Origin of the sequence: Mycolicibacterium pulveris (genome assembly GCF_010725725.1) — a bacterium.
GTDB lineage: Bacteria > Actinomycetota > Actinomycetes > Mycobacteriales > Mycobacteriaceae > Mycobacterium > Mycobacterium pulveris.
Genome location: NZ_AP022599.1, coordinates 652144 through 667007 on the forward strand (window position 1 = coordinate 652144; position 14864 = coordinate 667007).

A 14864-nucleotide genomic window follows, 5' to 3' on the forward strand; every position below is an offset into this window, starting at 1 on the left:
GAGGGCGCGGTCCGATACCAACCGCCCTGGCGCGGTGTGTGTTTCGCCCGATCTATCCGTTCTCGGGTACCGGTCAGATCACGTAGTTGAGGTGCTCGACGATGCGCCGGCCGACGGCCTCGTCGCCGCTGTAGGTGATGGCGTCGTGATCCAGTGGGGTGCGGCCACCGGCCAGCCGGGTGAACAGCAGCCCGTCGAGCCGGATCGTGGACGTGGGCTGCTCGGCACCGAAGTCGTCGACCACCTGTGCCCTGCCCGCGACCGCGACGTTGATCGTGCGGGCAAGCGGTCCGGTCAGCTCGATCGACACCCGTGCCCCGTCGGGCGCCCCGCCCAGCTTGCCCACCACGAAACCCATGCTGGCCGCCACCTCGTCAAGCGCCAGCTCGGCCGCGGGCCGCACCAGTTCGGTCTCCGAAGCCGGTTGGCCGATCGCGTCGCGGATGTCGTGCTCGTGCATCCAGCAGTCGAACACCCGCACCCGCATGAACCGGCCGTAGCTGTCCGGGCCGGCCGGTGTCATGGTGACGGCGTTCCAGTCGTCGTCGGACAGCGCCGTCAGCGCCTCGCGGCGGTCGGCCGTGATCGAGCGGAACTGCTCGAGCAGCTCGGCGGGGCTGATCCGCCGCAGCTGGCGGACCCAGCGTTCGTTCATCGCGCCGATGTCGTTGCGCACGTGTTCGAGCGTGGACACGTCGACGTCGGCGTCGGGGGTGTCGCGCCCCTGCAGCATGGACTCCACCCCGATGAGGTGGGCGACGACGTCGCGCACGCTCCATCCGGGCAGCGCGGTCGGCGCCTGCCACTGCGCGTCGTCCAGGCCGGCCCCGAGCGCGGCGACGTCGTCCCAGACCCCGAACAGCCCGGTCAGCACGGCGGATTTGTCGAGGATGGTCGGTTGGCGCGAAGTACTCACGCCGCAGAACGTATCGCTGCCCACCGGCGAGCGTACGCAAAATCGCGTCGCAGACCGGCGTGTCGCCCTCTGACACGCCCGCTCGCGCAAAAAGGAGAGCCGGCTAGGGCATACCTTTGGCGCGGCGGCCCAGCTCGCGGGTGATCTCGCGCTGCGCGTCGCGGCGGGCCAGGTCTTGACGTTTGTCGCGGGCCTCCTTGCCGCGGGCCAACGCCAACTCGACCTTGACCTTGCCGTCGGAGAAGTACAGCGACAGCGGCACCAACGTGAGGTTGCCGTCGCGGATCCGGCCGATCAGCCGGTCAATCTCTCTGCGGTGCAACAACAGTTTGCGGTTTCGCCGCGGCGGGTGGTTGGTCCAGCTGCCGTGGTGATATTCAGGGATGTGCACGTTGCGCAGCCACACCTCGCCGTCGTCGATGGTGGCGAACGCGTCGGTCAGTGACGCATGACCCTCGCGCAGGCTTTTGACCTCGGTGCCGACCAGCTGGATCCCGGCCTCGAAGGTCTCCAGTATCGAATAGTTGTGCCGCGCTTTGCGGTTCGTCGCGATGACCTTGTTGTTGCCGGACCGCGACGGGTCGGCTTTCTTGGCGGCTTTCTTGGCCATGTCAGCGTCGAATATAGAGCCGCAGCGTGATGTAGGCCGTGATGCCCGACATCGCCAGCCCCAAGAACAACATGAACGGGGCGCTGAAGTACAGCACGTCGGCGTAGTCGACCTGCGCGATCAGGTTGGCTTGGTAGAACTGGTTGAGCGCGTTCTCCAGGAACAACGCGCGCACCAGTATCAGCCCGATGATCGCGATGATCACGCCGATGAACGCCGCGAGCATCGCCTCCACCAGGAACGGCAGCTGGGTGTACCAGCGGCTGGCGCCCACCAGCCGCATGATGCCGATCTCGGTGCGACGGGTGTACGCCGCGACCTGGACCATGTTGGCGATCAACAACACCGCACCGACGGCCTGCACCAACGCGATGGCGAACGCCGCGTTGGACAGCCCGTCCAGGACGGCGAACAGCCGGTCGATCAGGTCCTTCTGGTTGAGCACGTTGAGCACGCCGGGCTGGCCGACCATGGCCTCGTCGAACTCGCGGTGCTCCTCGGGGTTCTCCAGCTTGACGATGAACGACGCGGGAAACGCCTCGCGGCCGGCGACGTCCTTGTACTGCGGGAACTTCGCGATGGCGTCGTCGTACGCCTGGTCGCGGTTGAGAAAGCGCACGGACCGCACGTCGTCGCGGTTCTCGATCTGCTCACGCAGCGCCTGGCACGGGTCGGCGTCGCAGGTCGGGTCGTTGGCCGAGACGTCGTCGGTCAAGAAGACCTGGCTCTCCACCCGGTCGAGATAGATGGCGCGGGACTGGTCGGCCAGCCGCAGCACCAGCAGGCCGCCACCGAACAGGCCGATCGAGATCGCGGTGGTCAGGATCATCGCCACCGTCATGGTGACGTTGCGACGAAATCCGGTCAGGACTTCGTTGATCAGGAAGCCGAAGCGCACTAGCGGTCCATTCCGTAGACGCCGCGCTGCTCGTCGCGAATGAGCCTGCCCAGTTCGAGTTCGACGACGCGCTGACGCATCGAGTCGACGATGTGATGGTCGTGGGTGGCCATCAGCACCGTCGTGCCCGTGCGGTTGATGCGCTCAAGCAGATCCATGATGTCCTTACTGGTCTCTGGGTCGAGGTTGCCCGTGGGCTCGTCGGCCAGCAGCACCAGCGGCCGGTTGACGAACGCCCTGGCGATGGCCACGCGCTGCTGCTCACCACCGGACAGCTCGGCGGGCAGCCGGTTGGCCTTGCCGGACAGCCCGACCATCTCCAACACGTCGGGCACCACCCGGTTGATCACCTCGGCGCGCTTGCCGATCACCTCGAGCGCGAATGCGACGTTTTCGAACACCGTCTTCTGCTGCAGCAGCCGGAAATCCTGGAACACGCAGCCGATCACCTGGCGCAGGCCGGGGATGTGCCTGCCGGGCAGCTTGTTGACGTGGAACTTGGAGACGCGGATGTCACCGCTCGTCGGCGTCTCCTCGGCCAGCAACAACCGCATGAACGTCGACTTGCCCGAGCCCGACGGGCCGATCAAGAAGACGAACTCGCCCTTGTCGATCTTGACTGAAACGTTGTCGAGCGCGGGGCGCGCCGACGACTTGTACTGCTTGGAAACTCGATCGAGGGTGATCACGGGTGGCCAGTGTAGCGGTGCTAGCTGGGCGGAGCCGTCGTCGTCACCGGGGGCCAGCCGGGCGCGAACGGCGCCGGGTTCGGCGGGCCCGCCGGGGACGGTGGCACGGTCTGGGTCTGCGGTGGCAGCGGCCCGAAACCATCCGGATCCACCACCGTCGTCGGCGTGTTCTCGGCCGGCCCCTCAATCGGCGACGTCGGCGTCGACGGCGGCGTGGTGGTGGGTGTCGTGGTGGTCGGCGTCGTTGTCGTCGTGGTGGTGGTGGTCGTGGTCGTCGTCGGTGGGGTCGTCGGCTGGCGCACCCGGGTGCGCGGCACCCAGGTGTAGTTGGGGTCGGGGACGAAGCCCGGCGGCACGAACTGCGTCTCCGGTGGGGCCGGCTGCGGTTCGGGCTCATAGGTCTGCTGCAGCCACAACACGGCGGCGAACGCGGCGATCAGGGCCAGCGTCGACGTGCGGACCCGGCCGCCGAACAGATGGCTGGGAACGCGCGACTTGCGATCAGCCACCGGATCGCTCCGACGATCGAGCGGTGTGAGGCAGACCCTCCACCACCGGCGTCGATTCGGTGGGGGTGACCACGCCGGCCTTACCCAGTGCCCGCACCACCAGCACCCGCAGTCGCCGGCCGGCCTCGAACTGCTTGCCGGGCAGGGTGCGCGCGACCATGCGCAGGTTCACGTTGTCGAGCCCGATGCTCTCCACCCCCATCAGCGACGGTTGGTCGAGCAGCAGGTCTTTGAGCATGCGGTCCTCGGTGGCCGCGCCGCCGACCTCCTGGAGCACCTCGTTGACCCGGTTGAGGTCGGCGGTCACCGGAATCGGGATGTCGACCACCGCGCGCGCCCAATCCTTGGACATGTTCAACGAGCGCACGATGTTGCCGTTGGGGACGGTGAACACCTCGCCGTCGCTGGTGCGCAGCTTGGTCACCCGCAGCGTGACCTCTTCGACCGTGCCCTCCGCGGCGTCGGGGGCGCCCAGCATGTTCACCTGCACCAGATCGCCGAAGCCGTACTGCTTTTCGGTGATGATGAAGAACCCCGCCAGCAGGTCCTGCACCAGTTTCTGGGCGCCGAAGCCGAGCGCGGCACCCAGCACCGCCGCCGGGGCCACCAGCGAGCCGACCGGCACGTCGAGGATGTTGGTGATCTGCATGGCGACCACCACGAACAGCAGCACGATCGACACCCAGGAGATCACCGAGGCGACCGCCTGGCGGTGCTTGGAGGCCTCCGTCCGCACCAGGTTCTCGCCGGTCTGGAAGCCCTCCTCGAGCCGGCGGGTGACCCGCATCGCCGCCCAGTTGATGAAGCGGGCCGCCAGCACCGCGCTGATCAACAGCAGCGTGATCCGCAGCCCTTTGGTCAGGATCCATTCGCCGATGGGACCGTGCCAGAAGTCATGCCAGCCCTGGGGCGGCGAGAACGCGAGATAACCGCTACTCGTCATCACGTCGGTTGCGCCACCGGATTCCGGCTTCGAGGAATCCGTCGATGTCTCCGTCCAGGACGGCAGTGGGGTTGCCGACCTCGTGCTCGGTGCGCAGGTCCTTGACCATCTGGTAGGGGTGCAACACATAGGAGCGCATCTGGTTGCCCCACGAGCTGCCGCCGTCGCCCTTCAGCGCATCGAGCTCCGCACGCTCCTCTAACCGCTTGCGCTCCAACAACTTTGCCTGGAGCACCCGCATGGCCGACAGCTTGTTCTGCAGCTGCGACTTCTCGTTCTGGCAGGTCACCACGATCCCCGTCGGGATGTGGGTGAGGCGGACCGCGGAGTCGGTGGTGTTGACCGACTGGCCGCCGGGACCGCTGGAGCGGTACACGTCCACGCGCACATCGCTTTCCGGGATGTCGATGTGGTCGGTGGTGTCCACCACGGGCAGCACCTCGACGTCGGCGAACGACGTCTGACGGCGGCTCTGGTTGTCGAACGGGCTGATCCGCACCAACCGATGGGTGCCCTGCTCCACCGACAACGTGCCGTAGGCGAACGGCGCGTGCACCACGAACGTCGCGCTCTTGATGCCCGCTTCCTCGGCGTAGGAGGTGTCGAGCACCTCGACCGGGTAGCCGTGCTTCTCCGCCCAGCGGATGTACATCCGCATCAGCATCTCGGCCCAGTCCGCGGCGTCCACCCCGCCGGCACCCGAGCGGATCGTGACGACCGCCTCGCGCTCGTCGTACTCACCCGACAGCAGGGTGCGCACTTCCATCGCCTCGATGTCCGCGCGCAGGGACTTCAGCTCCTCGTCAGCCTCCGCCAGTTCCTCGGCGCCGCCCTCCTCGGTGGCCAGCTCGTAGAGCACCGGCAGGTCGTCGAGGCGGCGACGCAGCTCCTCGACCCGACGCAACTCCCCCTGGGCGTGCGACAGCTCGCTGGTGACCTGCTGTGCGCGGGCCTGGTCGTCCCACAGCTTGGGGTCGGAGGCCTCGTGTTCGAGCTTCTCGATGCGACCGCGCAGCCCTTCGACGTCGAGCACCCGCTCCACCGTGGTCAGGGTGGAGCTCAGCGCTGCGATATCAGCTTGACGGTCGGTATCCACGGGAAATCAGCCTACCGGCGTGTCGGTTCCGCCTCACTGGCGGCAACGAGCCTGCCCCGCGTTTAGCATCGGGGTGGTAACCAGCCCGGCGACGACGCGACAGCCCCTTGCGCGTCGCCAGGGCAGTGACACGGCCTACAGAAGGTTGAGTATGCGTCCATACCATGTGGCGATCGTCGGCTCGGGCCCCTCGGGTTACTTCGCCGCAGCTTCGCTGCTGAAGTTCGCCGATGCCGGAGACGATGCCGGCCCGGCACCAGACGTGCGCATCGACATGTACGAGATGCTGCCCACCCCCTGGGGGTTGGTGCGCTCCGGGGTGGCTCCCGACCATCCCAAGATCAAGTCGATCAGCGCCCAGTTCGAAAAGACCGCGTCGGACCCGCGGTTCCGCTTCTTCGGCAACGTCGCCGTCGGTGAGCACGTGCAGGCCGCCGAGCTGGCCGAACGCTATGACGCCGTCATCTACGCCGTCGGCGCCCAGTCCGACCGCCCGCTAGGCATCCCCGGCGAGGAGCTGCCCGGTAGCGTCGCCGCCGTCGACTTCGTCGGTTGGTACAACGCGCACCCGCACTTCGGCGAGATGGCGCCGAACCTGTCGACCGGGCGTGCGGTGGTCGTCGGCAACGGCAACGTCGCGCTCGATGTGGCCCGCATCCTGGTCACCGACCCCGCGACGCTGGCCAAGACCGACATCGCCGACCACGCGCTGGCGGCGCTGGCCGACCGCGGGGTCGAGGAGGTCCTCATCATCGGCAGGCGCGGGCCGCTGCAGGCCCCGTTCACCACGCTCGAGCTGCGCGAGCTCGGCGACCTGGAGGGCCTTGCCGACGTCGAGGTGATCCTGGATCCCGCCGACTTCGCCGACATCACCGACGAGGACCTCGAAGCCGCGGGCAAGACCGTGCGCAACAACATCAAGGTGCTGCGCGGGTACGCCGAGCGGCCACCCCGCGGCGCCAAACGGCGCATCGTGTTCCGGTTCCGCACCTCCCCGATCGAGATCAAGGGTGACGGCAAGGTCGAGGCCATCGTGCTGGGGCGCAACGAGCTGGTCACCGACAACGGCCGCGTCGTCGCCAAGGACACCGGCGAACGCGACGAGGTGCCGGCCCAGCTGGTGGTGCGCGCCGTCGGTTACCGCGGGGTGCCCACCCCCGGGCTGCCGTTCGACGACCGCACCTGCACGATTCCGCACACGAAAGGGCGCGTGGAGGGCAGCCGCAACGAGTACGTCGTCGGCTGGATCAAACGCGGGCCCACCGGCGTGATCGGCAGCAACAAGAGCGACTCACAGGAGACCGTCGACACGCTGATCGCCGATCTGCGCGCGGCCGAATTGGTCGAGCGCGATGCCGATCATGCCGAACAGCTGGCCCGGTGGGTGGTGGAGCGCCAGCCCAAGGTGGTCACCGGCGACCACTGGAAGCTGATCGACGAGCACGAGCGCTCAGCGGGCGAACCGCACGGCCGGCCGCGGGTGAAGCTCACCAGCGTCGCGGACCTGCTGCGCATCGGGCACCGGTGACGTCGACGCGCTCTCAGGCGTAGGGCGGCGGTTCGCCCTGGGCGGGCGGGGGCGCCTGCGGCGCGAACCGCCAGTTGTCGGGGTTCTTCGGCGAGTACACGACGGGAAAAAGCGCGCCCATGGTCGGCCAGTTGTCGACGTCGACCTCGAGGCGCTGATACACCGCGTGTTCGTTGACCGTGGGTCCGTTGATGACGCCGGTGATCGTCGCGTACTGCTGTCCGGAGACGTCGGTCGGTCGCGGGCTGACGCCGGTGACCAGCAGCGTGCCCGACGGCCAGTCGGCGCCGGCGCCGCGGCGACGCATGATCATCGGCCCGGCGATGACGACGATCGCGCCGATGATGAGCAGCATCGCCAGGAATTCCCACACACCGACATGGTAGGACCACAGGCATGTGTTCTGAGGCCGATGACCTGACGCTGGCGTTGGCGCTGGCCGACGAGGCCGACGCGTTGACGACGGCGCGCTTCGGTGCGGTGGACCTCGTCGTCGAGACCAAACCCGACCTCACCCCGGCCACCGACGCCGACCTCGACGTCGAGGCGCGAATCCGGCGCCGGCTGGAGGAGCACCGCCCCGACGACGCGGTGCTCGGGGAGGAGTTCGGCGGGACAACGGAGTTCAGCGGGCGCCAGTGGGTCGTCGACCCGATCGACGGCACCAAGAACTTCGTGCGCGGCGTGCCGGTGTGGGCGACGCTGCTCGCCCTGCTGCAGGACGGTGTGCCGGTGCTCGGCGTGGTGAGCGCGCCTGCGCTGCAACGGCGTTGGTGGGCGCAGGCCGGGCACGGCGCCCACGCCCGAGCGGGTGCCGAACCCGAGCGGCGACTGTCGGTGTCCAAGGTCGACGACCTGGAATCGGCGAGCCTGTCGTTCTCGAGCCTGTCGGGCTGGGCGGCGCTCGGGCTGCGTGAGCGCTTCATCGAGTTGACCGACGACGTGTGGCGGGTGCGTGGCTTCGGCGACTTCCTGTCGTACTGCCTGCTGGCCGAGGGGGCCGTCGACATCGCCACCGAACCCGAGGTGTCGCTGTGGGATCTGGCCGCGCTCGACATCCTGGTCCGCGAGGCCGGCGGAACGTTCACGAACCTGGCCGGACAGCCGGGCCCACACGGCGGCAGCGCGGTCGCCACCAACGCGCTGCTGCATGACGCGGTGTTGACCAGGCTTTCTCAGCCGTCCCGATAGCTCGCACGCCCGAAGCCGGCGCTGTGAGTTGCGCTACAAAGCGGGCGATGTTACTCAGGAGTCAGTTCGGATACCTTACTCTGGAGTCAGTTCGGCAAGCGCCGACGAGAATCCCCATAGCGAGGCAGTTGAAAATGACCAACACCCTGCCGTCGAAACACGGATCACGGCCCAAGCGCGCCGACAAGGAAAGCGCGGTGGGCCTGCAGAAACACAAGCGCACGGCGACCGATCTGGGGCTGGCTCTGGTGACGCCGCTGGTCGGTCAGGAGTTCCTCGACCGCTACAACCTGCGTGACCCGCTCAACCGCGGGCTGAAGTACGGCGTCAAACACGCGTTCTCGGCCGCGGGCGCGGCCACCCGGCAGTTCAAGCGGGTGACCGGCAGCGGCAACGCGCCGGCCCGGCTGAAGAAGAGCGGCTCGGACTACTTCGACCTCACGCCCGACGACGAGCAGAAGATGATCGTCGAGACCGTGAGCGAGTTCGCCGCCGAGGTGATGCGGCCGGCCGCCCGCGAGGCCGACGATGCCGCGTCGTATCCCGACGAACTCGTCAGCAAGGCCAACGAACTCGGGATCGCCGCGATCAACGTGCCCGAGAATTTCGAGGGCATCGCCGCACATCGGGCGGCGGTCACCAACGTGCTGGTCGCCGAGGCACTGTCCTACGGCGACATGGGGCTGGCGCTGCCGATCGTGGCCCCCGCCGGGGTCGCCTCGGCGCTGACCCATTGGGGCAGCGCCGATCAGCAGGCGACCTACCTCAGGGAGTTCGCCGGTGAGAACGTGCCCCAAGCCTGTGTGGCGATCGCCGAGCCTCACCCGCTTTTCGACCCGACGGCGCTGAAGACCACAGCCGTGCGCACGCCGAGCGGCTACCGCCTCGACGGTGTCAAGTCGCTGGTGCCCGCCGCCGCGAACGCCGAAATCTTCATCGTGGCAGCACAACTCAACGGCAAACCGGCGCTGTTCATCGTCGAGTCGTCGTCTCAGGGACTCAGTGTCACGGCCGATCCCAGCATGGGGATCCGTGCCGCGGCGCTCGGCCAGGTCACCCTCGACAAGGTCACCGTGCCGCTCTCCGCGCGGCTCGGCGAGGAGGATGCGCCACAGGCCGACATAGACCGCGATTACTCGGAGGCGATCGCGCTGTCGCGGCTTGGCTGGGCGGCGCTGGCCGTCGGTACCGCACATGCGGTACTCGACTACGTGGTGCCATATGTCAAGGAGCGCCACGCGTTCGGTGAGCCGATCGCCCACCGGCAGGCGGTGGCGTTCATGTGCGCCGACATGGCGATCGAGTTCGACGGGCTGCGGTTGATCACGTGGCGCGGAGCCTCACGCGCCGACCAGGGGCTGCCTTTCGCCCGGGAGGCCGCGCTGGCCAAGCGTCTCGGCACCGACAAGGGCATGCAGATCGGCCTCGACGGCGTGCAGCTTCTCGGCGGCCACGGTTACACCAAGGAACACCCCGTCGAACGCTGGTACCGCGACCTGCGCGCGATCGGCGTCGCCGAGGGCGTAGTAGTCATCTGAGCCGTCATTCCTCATAACGAAAGACCAATCATGGCAATCAATCTGGAACTGCCGAAGAAGCTCGAGGCGGTCATCGAGAAGGCGCATCAGGGCGCCGCCGAGATGCTGCGGCCGATCTCGCGCAAATGGGATCTTCGCGAACACGAATACCCCGTCGAACTCGACACCCTGGCCACCCTCTTCGAGGGCATCTCGGAGGCCAAGACCATCGCGTTCGCCGGCGCCGAGGCCTTCCGCGAGGGCGACGAGCCCAAGGACGCCAACCACAACGGCGCCAACATGTCCGCGGTGCTCAACGTGATGGAGATCAGTTGGGGCGACGTGGCTTTGATGCTGTCGGTGCCGCGCCAGGGTCTCGGCAACGCCGCGATCAACAGCGTGGCCACCCCCGAACAGCTCGAGCGGCTCGGCAAGGACGTCTGGGCGGCGATGGCCATCACCGAGCCGGGCTTCGGCTCCGACTCGGCGGCGGTGTCGACGACGGCGACGCTCGACGGTGACGAGTACGTGATCAACGGCGAGAAGATCTTCGTCACCGCCGGCTCCCGGGCCACGCACATCGTGGTGTGGGCGACGCTGGACAAGTCGAAGGGCCGCGCGGCGATCAAGTCGTTCATCGTGCCGCGCGCGCATCCCGGTGTCACCGTCGAGCGTCTCGAGGACAAGCTGGGCATCAAGGCCTCTGACACGGCGGTGATCCGGTTCGACAACGTCCGGATCCCGAAGGACAACCTGCTCGGTAGCCCGGAAATCAACGTGGACAAGGGTTTTGCCGGGGTGATGGAGACCTTCGACAACACCCGTCCCGTCGTCGCCGCGATGGCCGTCGGCATCGCCCGGGCGGCGTTGGAGGAAGTGCGCAAGATCCTCACCGAGGCGGGCATCGAGATCTCCTACGACAAGCCCTCGCACGCACAGAGCGCACCGGCCGCGGAGTTCCTGCGGATGGAATCCGACTGGGAGGCCGCCTATCTGTTGATGGTGCGCTCGGCGTGGCAGGCCGACAACGACATTCCCAACTCCAAGGAAGCGTCGATGGGCAAGGCCAAGGCCGGCCGCGTCGCCAGCGACATCACCCTCAAAGCCGTCGAATTGGCAGGCACCGTGGGCTATTCGGAGCAGACCCTGCTGGAGAAGTGGGCCCGCGACTCCAAGATTCTCGACATCTTCGAGGGCACACAGCAGATCCAGCTTCTGGTGGTGGCGCGCCGCCTACTGGGCCTGTCCTCCGCCGAACTGAAGTAACCCCTTCCGGCTTCCGGCTTCCGGCGAGCAGACGCGTACACCCCCAAAACAGGGCGTTTTAGGGGGTGTACGCGTCTGCTCGCGCCCGGATGGGTCCGGATGGGTAGGGACCGTCAGCGCAAAGGTCCCCGGGGCTCGGACGAACCGAGCGGGCCGGGGACCTTCGCGTCGTGTCGAACTGTCAGGCGGCGCCCAGGTGCGCCTGCAGGTCGGGCTTCATCTCCCGCAGCTGCTGGCCCCAGTACTCCCAGCTGTGGGTGCCGTACGGCGGGAAGTTGAAGACCCCGTTGTTGCCGCCCGCGGCGATGTAGTTGTCGCGGAACGTGAGGTTGGTGCGGATCGTCAGCCCTTCGAGGAACTCGGCGGGCAGGTTCGCACCGCCCAACTCGTTGGGCGTGCCGTTACCGCAGTACACCCAGAGCCGGGTGCCGTTGGCGACGATCTTGGGGATCTGCAACATCGGGTCGTTGCGCACCCACGCGCTGTTGGGGTCTTCGGTCGGGCCCCACATGTCGTTGGCCTCGAAGCCACCCGCGTCGCCCATGGCCATGTTGATCAGGAACGGCCAGCTGCCCTCCGACGGGTTCAGGAACGCCGACAGCGCCCCGGCATAGATGAACTGGTCGGGGTGGTAGACCGAGAGGATGATCGCCGAGTTGCCCGACATCGACAGGCCGACCGCAGCGTTGCCGGTGGTCGAGATGCCCTTGTTGGCGGACAGCCACTGCGGCAGCTCGCTGGTCAGGAACGTCTCCCACTTGTAGGTCTGGCAGCCGTTGTTGCCGCAGGCCGGCCGGTACCAGTCGCTGTAGAAGCTGGACTGTCCGCCGACCGGCATGACCACGGCGAGACCCGAGTCGTAGTACCACTCGAACGCCTGGGTCTCCATGTCCCAGCCGTTGTAGTCGTCGCGAGCCCGCAGACCGTCGAGCATGTACACCGCGTGCGGCCCGCCCGGCTGGAATTGGACCTTGATGTCGCGGCCCATCGATGGTGACGGCACCATCAGGTACTCGACCGGCAGGCCGGGCCGGGAGAACGCTCCGGCGGTGGCGGAGTTTCCGGTCAGACCCACCACGCCGGGGAGCACGGCCGCCGCGACCGCGGCCACCGCGAACCGACGGGCCCATGGGCCACGGATCTTGTCAAAGAAGCTCATACTGCAATTCCATCCATTTCCGGTTGTGCGTTTGCACGCCATTCCCCCGCGATCGAGCGATCGCCACCGACGGCGCAGCGATGTCTTCACTGCGTCGTCGAGCCCGTTCGACCACCCCAGGGCCGTCGAACGGACCGAGAAACTTCAGTTGTCGCGTGTGCAGTAAAACATGTGACCAGCATGTGATAAAGCCCGACCGGCCGCGACGCCCGTTTTCGTGCGCCGGACGACCCTCTCATCAGGGCGCGGGCAAAGCGGTGCTCGCGGCGTCGGCGGGGCCGGGTCGCGGACCGTAGGCTGCGATTCATGGCAAAGGAGCGCACCCCGCGGCTGTCGGTGGACAGCTGGCTGGAGGCCGGCTACGCGATCCTGGCCGAAGAGGGCATCAAGGCGCTCAAGCTCGACCGGTTGTGCGAGCGGGTCGGGGCCACCAAAGGGAGCTTCTACTGGCATTTCGCCGACATGGCGACCTATCGCTCCGCGCTCGTTGAGGCGTGGGGCGAGTTGCGTGACGAGGACCGCCGGTTCTTTGCCGAGGCAAACGCCATGCCGCCGCGCGAGCGGCTCTCGCAAATGATGACGGCACTGGTGACCGCCCGGCACTGGACGTTGGAACGGGCGATGCGGGAGTGGGCCCGTACCGACACCGCGGTTGCGGCCAGCGTGCGCGCCTCCGATCAGCGCGTGTTGGACGCGGTGCGCCGGGCGTTTCTGGACTACGGGTTCGACTTCGAGGAAGCCGACCTGCGAGCCAACGCGACCTTCGCCGCTGGTATCGGCTTCTTACACCTGTCGGGTCGCCGGCCCAGTCCCAGCGCCACTGACCAGCGGGAACGGTTCCTCGACATCATGCTGCACCGCTGACCCACCCGAATCTTCCATACAAAAAAGTATGGTAGTGTCCGGCGATATGCCCCCTGCTTCGGTGGCCGACGCCATCACCAGCGAGTTCGTCGCCAACCTCGCCGACCGGGCCGCCGAGGCCGAGTGCCTGCGCCGGCTGCCCGCCGAGACGGTCCGGGAGTTCATCGCGACCGGGTTCACCGAATTGCTCGTGCCCGCGCGCTACGGCGGCGAACAGGCCGCGTTTCCGTCGATCCTGGACCCGGTACGACGAATGGCGCACGGCTGCGCCTCGAGCGCGTGGACGATCGGCTTCTACGCTCTGCACAACTGGATGCTCGCGCTGTTCGACGCGCGCGCCCAGGAGGAGGCGTTCGCGACGCGGCCCTTCTTGGCGCCGGCTCCCCTGGCCCCGACCGGACGCGGCGTGCCCGCGCCGGGTGGGGTGCGGCTGAGCGGCCGGTGGTCGTGGGCGACGGGCGTGATGGACGGCAACTGGATCATCGTCGGCGCGCTGTGCGGCCCCGACGACTCCATCTATCCGGCGCTGGCGCTGCTGCCGATCGACGCGGTGACGATCGAGGACGTCTGGCACACCGACGGCATGCGCGCCACCGGTTCCAACGACGTGGTGATCGCCGACGCGTTCGTGCCCGAGCACCGCCTGGTGCGGGTGGCCGACATCTACACCGGCACCGCACCCGGGGCGGCCCTGCACGACGCGGGCACCTACCGGTGGCCGATGGTGCCCGCGCTGGCGCTGCTGGCGGCCATGCCCGCCCTGGGCAGCGCCGAGCGCGCCGCGGCGATCTACGCCGAGCGGCTGTCGGAGCGCGTGCTCGCCTACGAGGGCGTGATGCAGAAGGACAAACCGATCGCGCAGGCCCGTCTCGCCGAGGCCGAGGTGCGGTTGCGCGGGCTGCGGGCCCTGCTGGCCGACACCGTCGGCGAGATCGAAGCCGCCGTCGATGCGGGAGAACAGCTTCCGCGGCCGGGGCGCGCGGCGGCGCGGTTGGCGGCCGCGCACATCGTGCACGAATCGCGGGCGGTGATCGGCCTGCTCCTGGAGGCCTCGGGCGCCAGCGCCCACTTCGTCGACCACCCGCTGCAGCGCATTCGGCGCGACGTCGACGTGATCTCCGGGCACGTAGTGTTCGATTACGACACCAGCCGAGAACTGGCTGGCGCCCTCAGACTGGGAATGAAGATTCCCAGAACCGCGATGGTGTGAGGAGAACCCAGATGGCCGACGACGTGCGCGACCGCATCACCAAGCTGTTCCAGAAGAACGTCGCCAACCGGGTGACGCGGTTACTGCCGTTCCAGACCCTGCTGGAGACGACCGGCCGCAAGTCCGGCAAGCCGCGACGGACGCCGCTGGGCGGTAGCCGGGTGGGCGACCAGTTCTGGTTCGTCTCGGAGTTCGGCGAGAAGTCGCAGTACATCAAGAACATCAAGGCCAACCCCAACGTGCGGGTGCGGCTGAACGGGCGCTGGCACAACGGCGTTGCGCATCTGATGCCCGACGACGATCCGCACGAACGGCTCAAGTCGCTGCCGCAGTTCAACAGCATGGGCGTGCGCACGTTCGGCACCAGCCTGCTGACGGTACGGGTCGATTTCACCGACTGACGGCTGTTGACTCCGCGCCAGAAGTAAAACTAAAGTCAGTTTTAGTTTCTGGTCCCGCCGTCGATGG

At 67.8% G+C, this 14864-nt stretch carries 16 protein-coding genes; 7 read left to right on the top strand and 9 right to left on the bottom strand.

Features of this window, described 5'->3' with window-relative positions:
* Positions 1-73: 73 nt before the first annotated feature.
* The 7 genes from G6N28_RS03415 to prfB form a co-directional block, all read right to left on the bottom strand.
* Positions 74-916 (bottom strand): maleylpyruvate isomerase family mycothiol-dependent enzyme, encoded by an 843-nt coding sequence (locus G6N28_RS03415; protein WP_163897044.1) that lies wholly within the window; start codon positions 914-916, stop codon positions 74-76.
* 103 nt (positions 917-1019) lie between these two features.
* Positions 1020-1526 carry an SsrA-binding protein SmpB gene (gene smpB / locus G6N28_RS03420; protein ID WP_163897045.1) on the bottom strand — a complete coding sequence of 169 codons (507 nt, stop codon included), beginning with the start codon at positions 1524-1526 and terminating at the stop codon, positions 1020-1022.
* Between the two features lies 1 nt (position 1527).
* Positions 1528-2424: a permease-like cell division protein FtsX gene (ftsX, locus tag G6N28_RS03425; RefSeq protein WP_163897046.1), complete on the bottom strand. Its 897-nt coding sequence runs from the start codon at positions 2422-2424 to the stop codon at positions 1528-1530.
* The gene (ftsE, locus tag G6N28_RS03430; protein ID WP_163897047.1) at positions 2424-3113 is read right to left on the bottom strand and encodes a cell division ATP-binding protein FtsE; all 690 of its coding nucleotides are present in this window, start codon (positions 3111-3113) and stop codon (positions 2424-2426) included. Before ftsE ends, ftsX begins: the two co-directional genes overlap by 1 nt.
* Positions 3114-3133: 20 nt before the next feature.
* Positions 3134-3622 carry an Rv3103c family proline-rich protein gene (locus tag G6N28_RS03435; protein ID WP_163896464.1) on the bottom strand — a complete coding sequence of 163 codons (489 nt, stop codon included), beginning with the start codon at positions 3620-3622 and terminating at the stop codon, positions 3134-3136.
* The gene (locus G6N28_RS03440; protein ID WP_163897048.1) at positions 3615-4565 is read right to left on the bottom strand and encodes a mechanosensitive ion channel family protein; all 951 of its coding nucleotides are present in this window, start codon (positions 4563-4565) and stop codon (positions 3615-3617) included. The genes G6N28_RS03435 and G6N28_RS03440 overlap by 8 nt, the downstream gene beginning before the upstream one ends.
* Positions 4555-5661, bottom strand: a complete 1107-nt coding sequence (prfB, locus tag G6N28_RS03445) for a peptide chain release factor 2 (protein WP_163897049.1) — start codon at positions 5659-5661, stop codon at positions 4555-4557. The genes G6N28_RS03440 and prfB overlap by 11 nt, the downstream gene beginning before the upstream one ends.
* Before the next feature lie 151 nt (positions 5662-5812).
* Here prfB and G6N28_RS03450 point away from each other — a divergent pair, with 151 nt between their 5' ends.
* Positions 5813-7189 (top strand): FAD-dependent oxidoreductase, encoded by a 1377-nt coding sequence (locus G6N28_RS03450; protein ID WP_163897050.1) that lies wholly within the window; start codon positions 5813-5815, stop codon positions 7187-7189.
* Positions 7190-7202: 13 nt separating this feature from the next.
* Here the strand turns inward: G6N28_RS03450 and G6N28_RS03455 are convergent, their stop codons facing one another.
* Complete coding sequence (locus G6N28_RS03455) at positions 7203-7562, bottom strand: hypothetical protein (protein ID WP_163897051.1); 360 nt, start codon at positions 7560-7562, stop codon at positions 7203-7205.
* Positions 7563-7585: 23 nt separating this feature from the next.
* Between G6N28_RS03455 and hisN the strand changes: the two genes are divergently transcribed.
* The 3 genes from hisN to G6N28_RS03470 all read left to right on the top strand — a co-directional run bounded on the left by hisN (position 7586) and on the right by G6N28_RS03470 (position 11163).
* On the top strand, positions 7586-8380 hold the full coding sequence (gene hisN / locus G6N28_RS03460) for a histidinol-phosphatase (RefSeq protein WP_163897052.1): 795 nt from the start codon (positions 7586-7588) through the stop codon (positions 8378-8380).
* 134 nt (positions 8381-8514) lie between these two features.
* The gene (locus G6N28_RS03465; RefSeq protein ID WP_163897053.1) at positions 8515-9918 is read left to right on the top strand and encodes an acyl-CoA dehydrogenase family protein; all 1404 of its coding nucleotides are present in this window, start codon (positions 8515-8517) and stop codon (positions 9916-9918) included.
* Positions 9919-9948: 30 nt separating this feature from the next.
* The gene (locus tag G6N28_RS03470; protein ID WP_163897054.1) at positions 9949-11163 is read left to right on the top strand and encodes an acyl-CoA dehydrogenase family protein; all 1215 of its coding nucleotides are present in this window, start codon (positions 9949-9951) and stop codon (positions 11161-11163) included.
* Positions 11164-11344: 181 nt separating this feature from the next.
* Here G6N28_RS03470 and G6N28_RS03475 read toward each other — a convergent pair whose 3' ends face one another.
* The gene (locus tag G6N28_RS03475) at positions 11345-12322 is read right to left on the bottom strand and encodes an esterase family protein (protein WP_163897055.1); all 978 of its coding nucleotides are present in this window, start codon (positions 12320-12322) and stop codon (positions 11345-11347) included.
* A 306-nt stretch (positions 12323-12628) separates the two neighbouring features.
* On the opposite strand from G6N28_RS03475, the gene G6N28_RS03480 reads away from it, so the two are divergent.
* From G6N28_RS03480 to G6N28_RS03490, 3 genes are read left to right on the top strand one after another with little or no spacing between them, the layout of a single operon-like run.
* Positions 12629-13186, top strand: coding sequence for a TetR/AcrR family transcriptional regulator (locus G6N28_RS03480; protein WP_163897056.1), 558 nt, complete (start codon positions 12629-12631; stop codon positions 13184-13186).
* Between the two features lie 46 nt (positions 13187-13232).
* Positions 13233-14396 carry an acyl-CoA dehydrogenase family protein gene (locus G6N28_RS03485; RefSeq protein ID WP_163897057.1) on the top strand — a complete coding sequence of 388 codons (1164 nt, stop codon included), beginning with the start codon at positions 13233-13235 and terminating at the stop codon, positions 14394-14396.
* 11 nt (positions 14397-14407) lie between these two features.
* A complete protein-coding gene (locus G6N28_RS03490) occupies positions 14408-14797 on the top strand; it encodes a nitroreductase/quinone reductase family protein (RefSeq protein WP_163897058.1) in 390 nt (129 codons plus the stop codon).
* The last annotated feature ends 67 nt before the right edge of the window (positions 14798-14864 follow it).

What these genes read in the sequence shown, in the direction of transcription:
- smpB (WP_163897045.1), bottom strand. Translation starts at nt 1,526, where the DNA reads ATGGCCAAGAAAGCCGCCAAGAAAGCCGACCCGTCGCGGTCCGGCAAC.
- G6N28_RS03440 (WP_163897048.1), bottom strand. Translation starts at nt 4,565, where the DNA reads ATGACGAGTAGCGGTTATCTCGCGTTCTCGCCGCCCCAGGGCTGGCAT.
- G6N28_RS03450 (WP_163897050.1), top strand. Translation starts at nt 5,813, where the DNA reads ATGCGTCCATACCATGTGGCGATCGTCGGCTCGGGCCCCTCGGGTTAC.
- hisN (WP_163897052.1), top strand. Translation starts at nt 7,586, where the DNA reads ATGTGTTCTGAGGCCGATGACCTGACGCTGGCGTTGGCGCTGGCCGAC.
- G6N28_RS03465 (WP_163897053.1), top strand. Translation starts at nt 8,515, where the DNA reads ATGACCAACACCCTGCCGTCGAAACACGGATCACGGCCCAAGCGCGCC.
- G6N28_RS03470 (WP_163897054.1), top strand. Translation starts at nt 9,949, where the DNA reads ATGGCAATCAATCTGGAACTGCCGAAGAAGCTCGAGGCGGTCATCGAG.
- G6N28_RS03475 (WP_163897055.1), bottom strand. Translation starts at nt 12,322, where the DNA reads ATGAGCTTCTTTGACAAGATCCGTGGCCCATGGGCCCGTCGGTTCGCG.
- G6N28_RS03480 (WP_163897056.1), top strand. Translation starts at nt 12,629, where the DNA reads ATGGCAAAGGAGCGCACCCCGCGGCTGTCGGTGGACAGCTGGCTGGAG.
- G6N28_RS03485 (WP_163897057.1), top strand. Translation starts at nt 13,233, where the DNA reads ATGCCCCCTGCTTCGGTGGCCGACGCCATCACCAGCGAGTTCGTCGCC.
- G6N28_RS03490 (WP_163897058.1), top strand. Translation starts at nt 14,408, where the DNA reads ATGGCCGACGACGTGCGCGACCGCATCACCAAGCTGTTCCAGAAGAAC.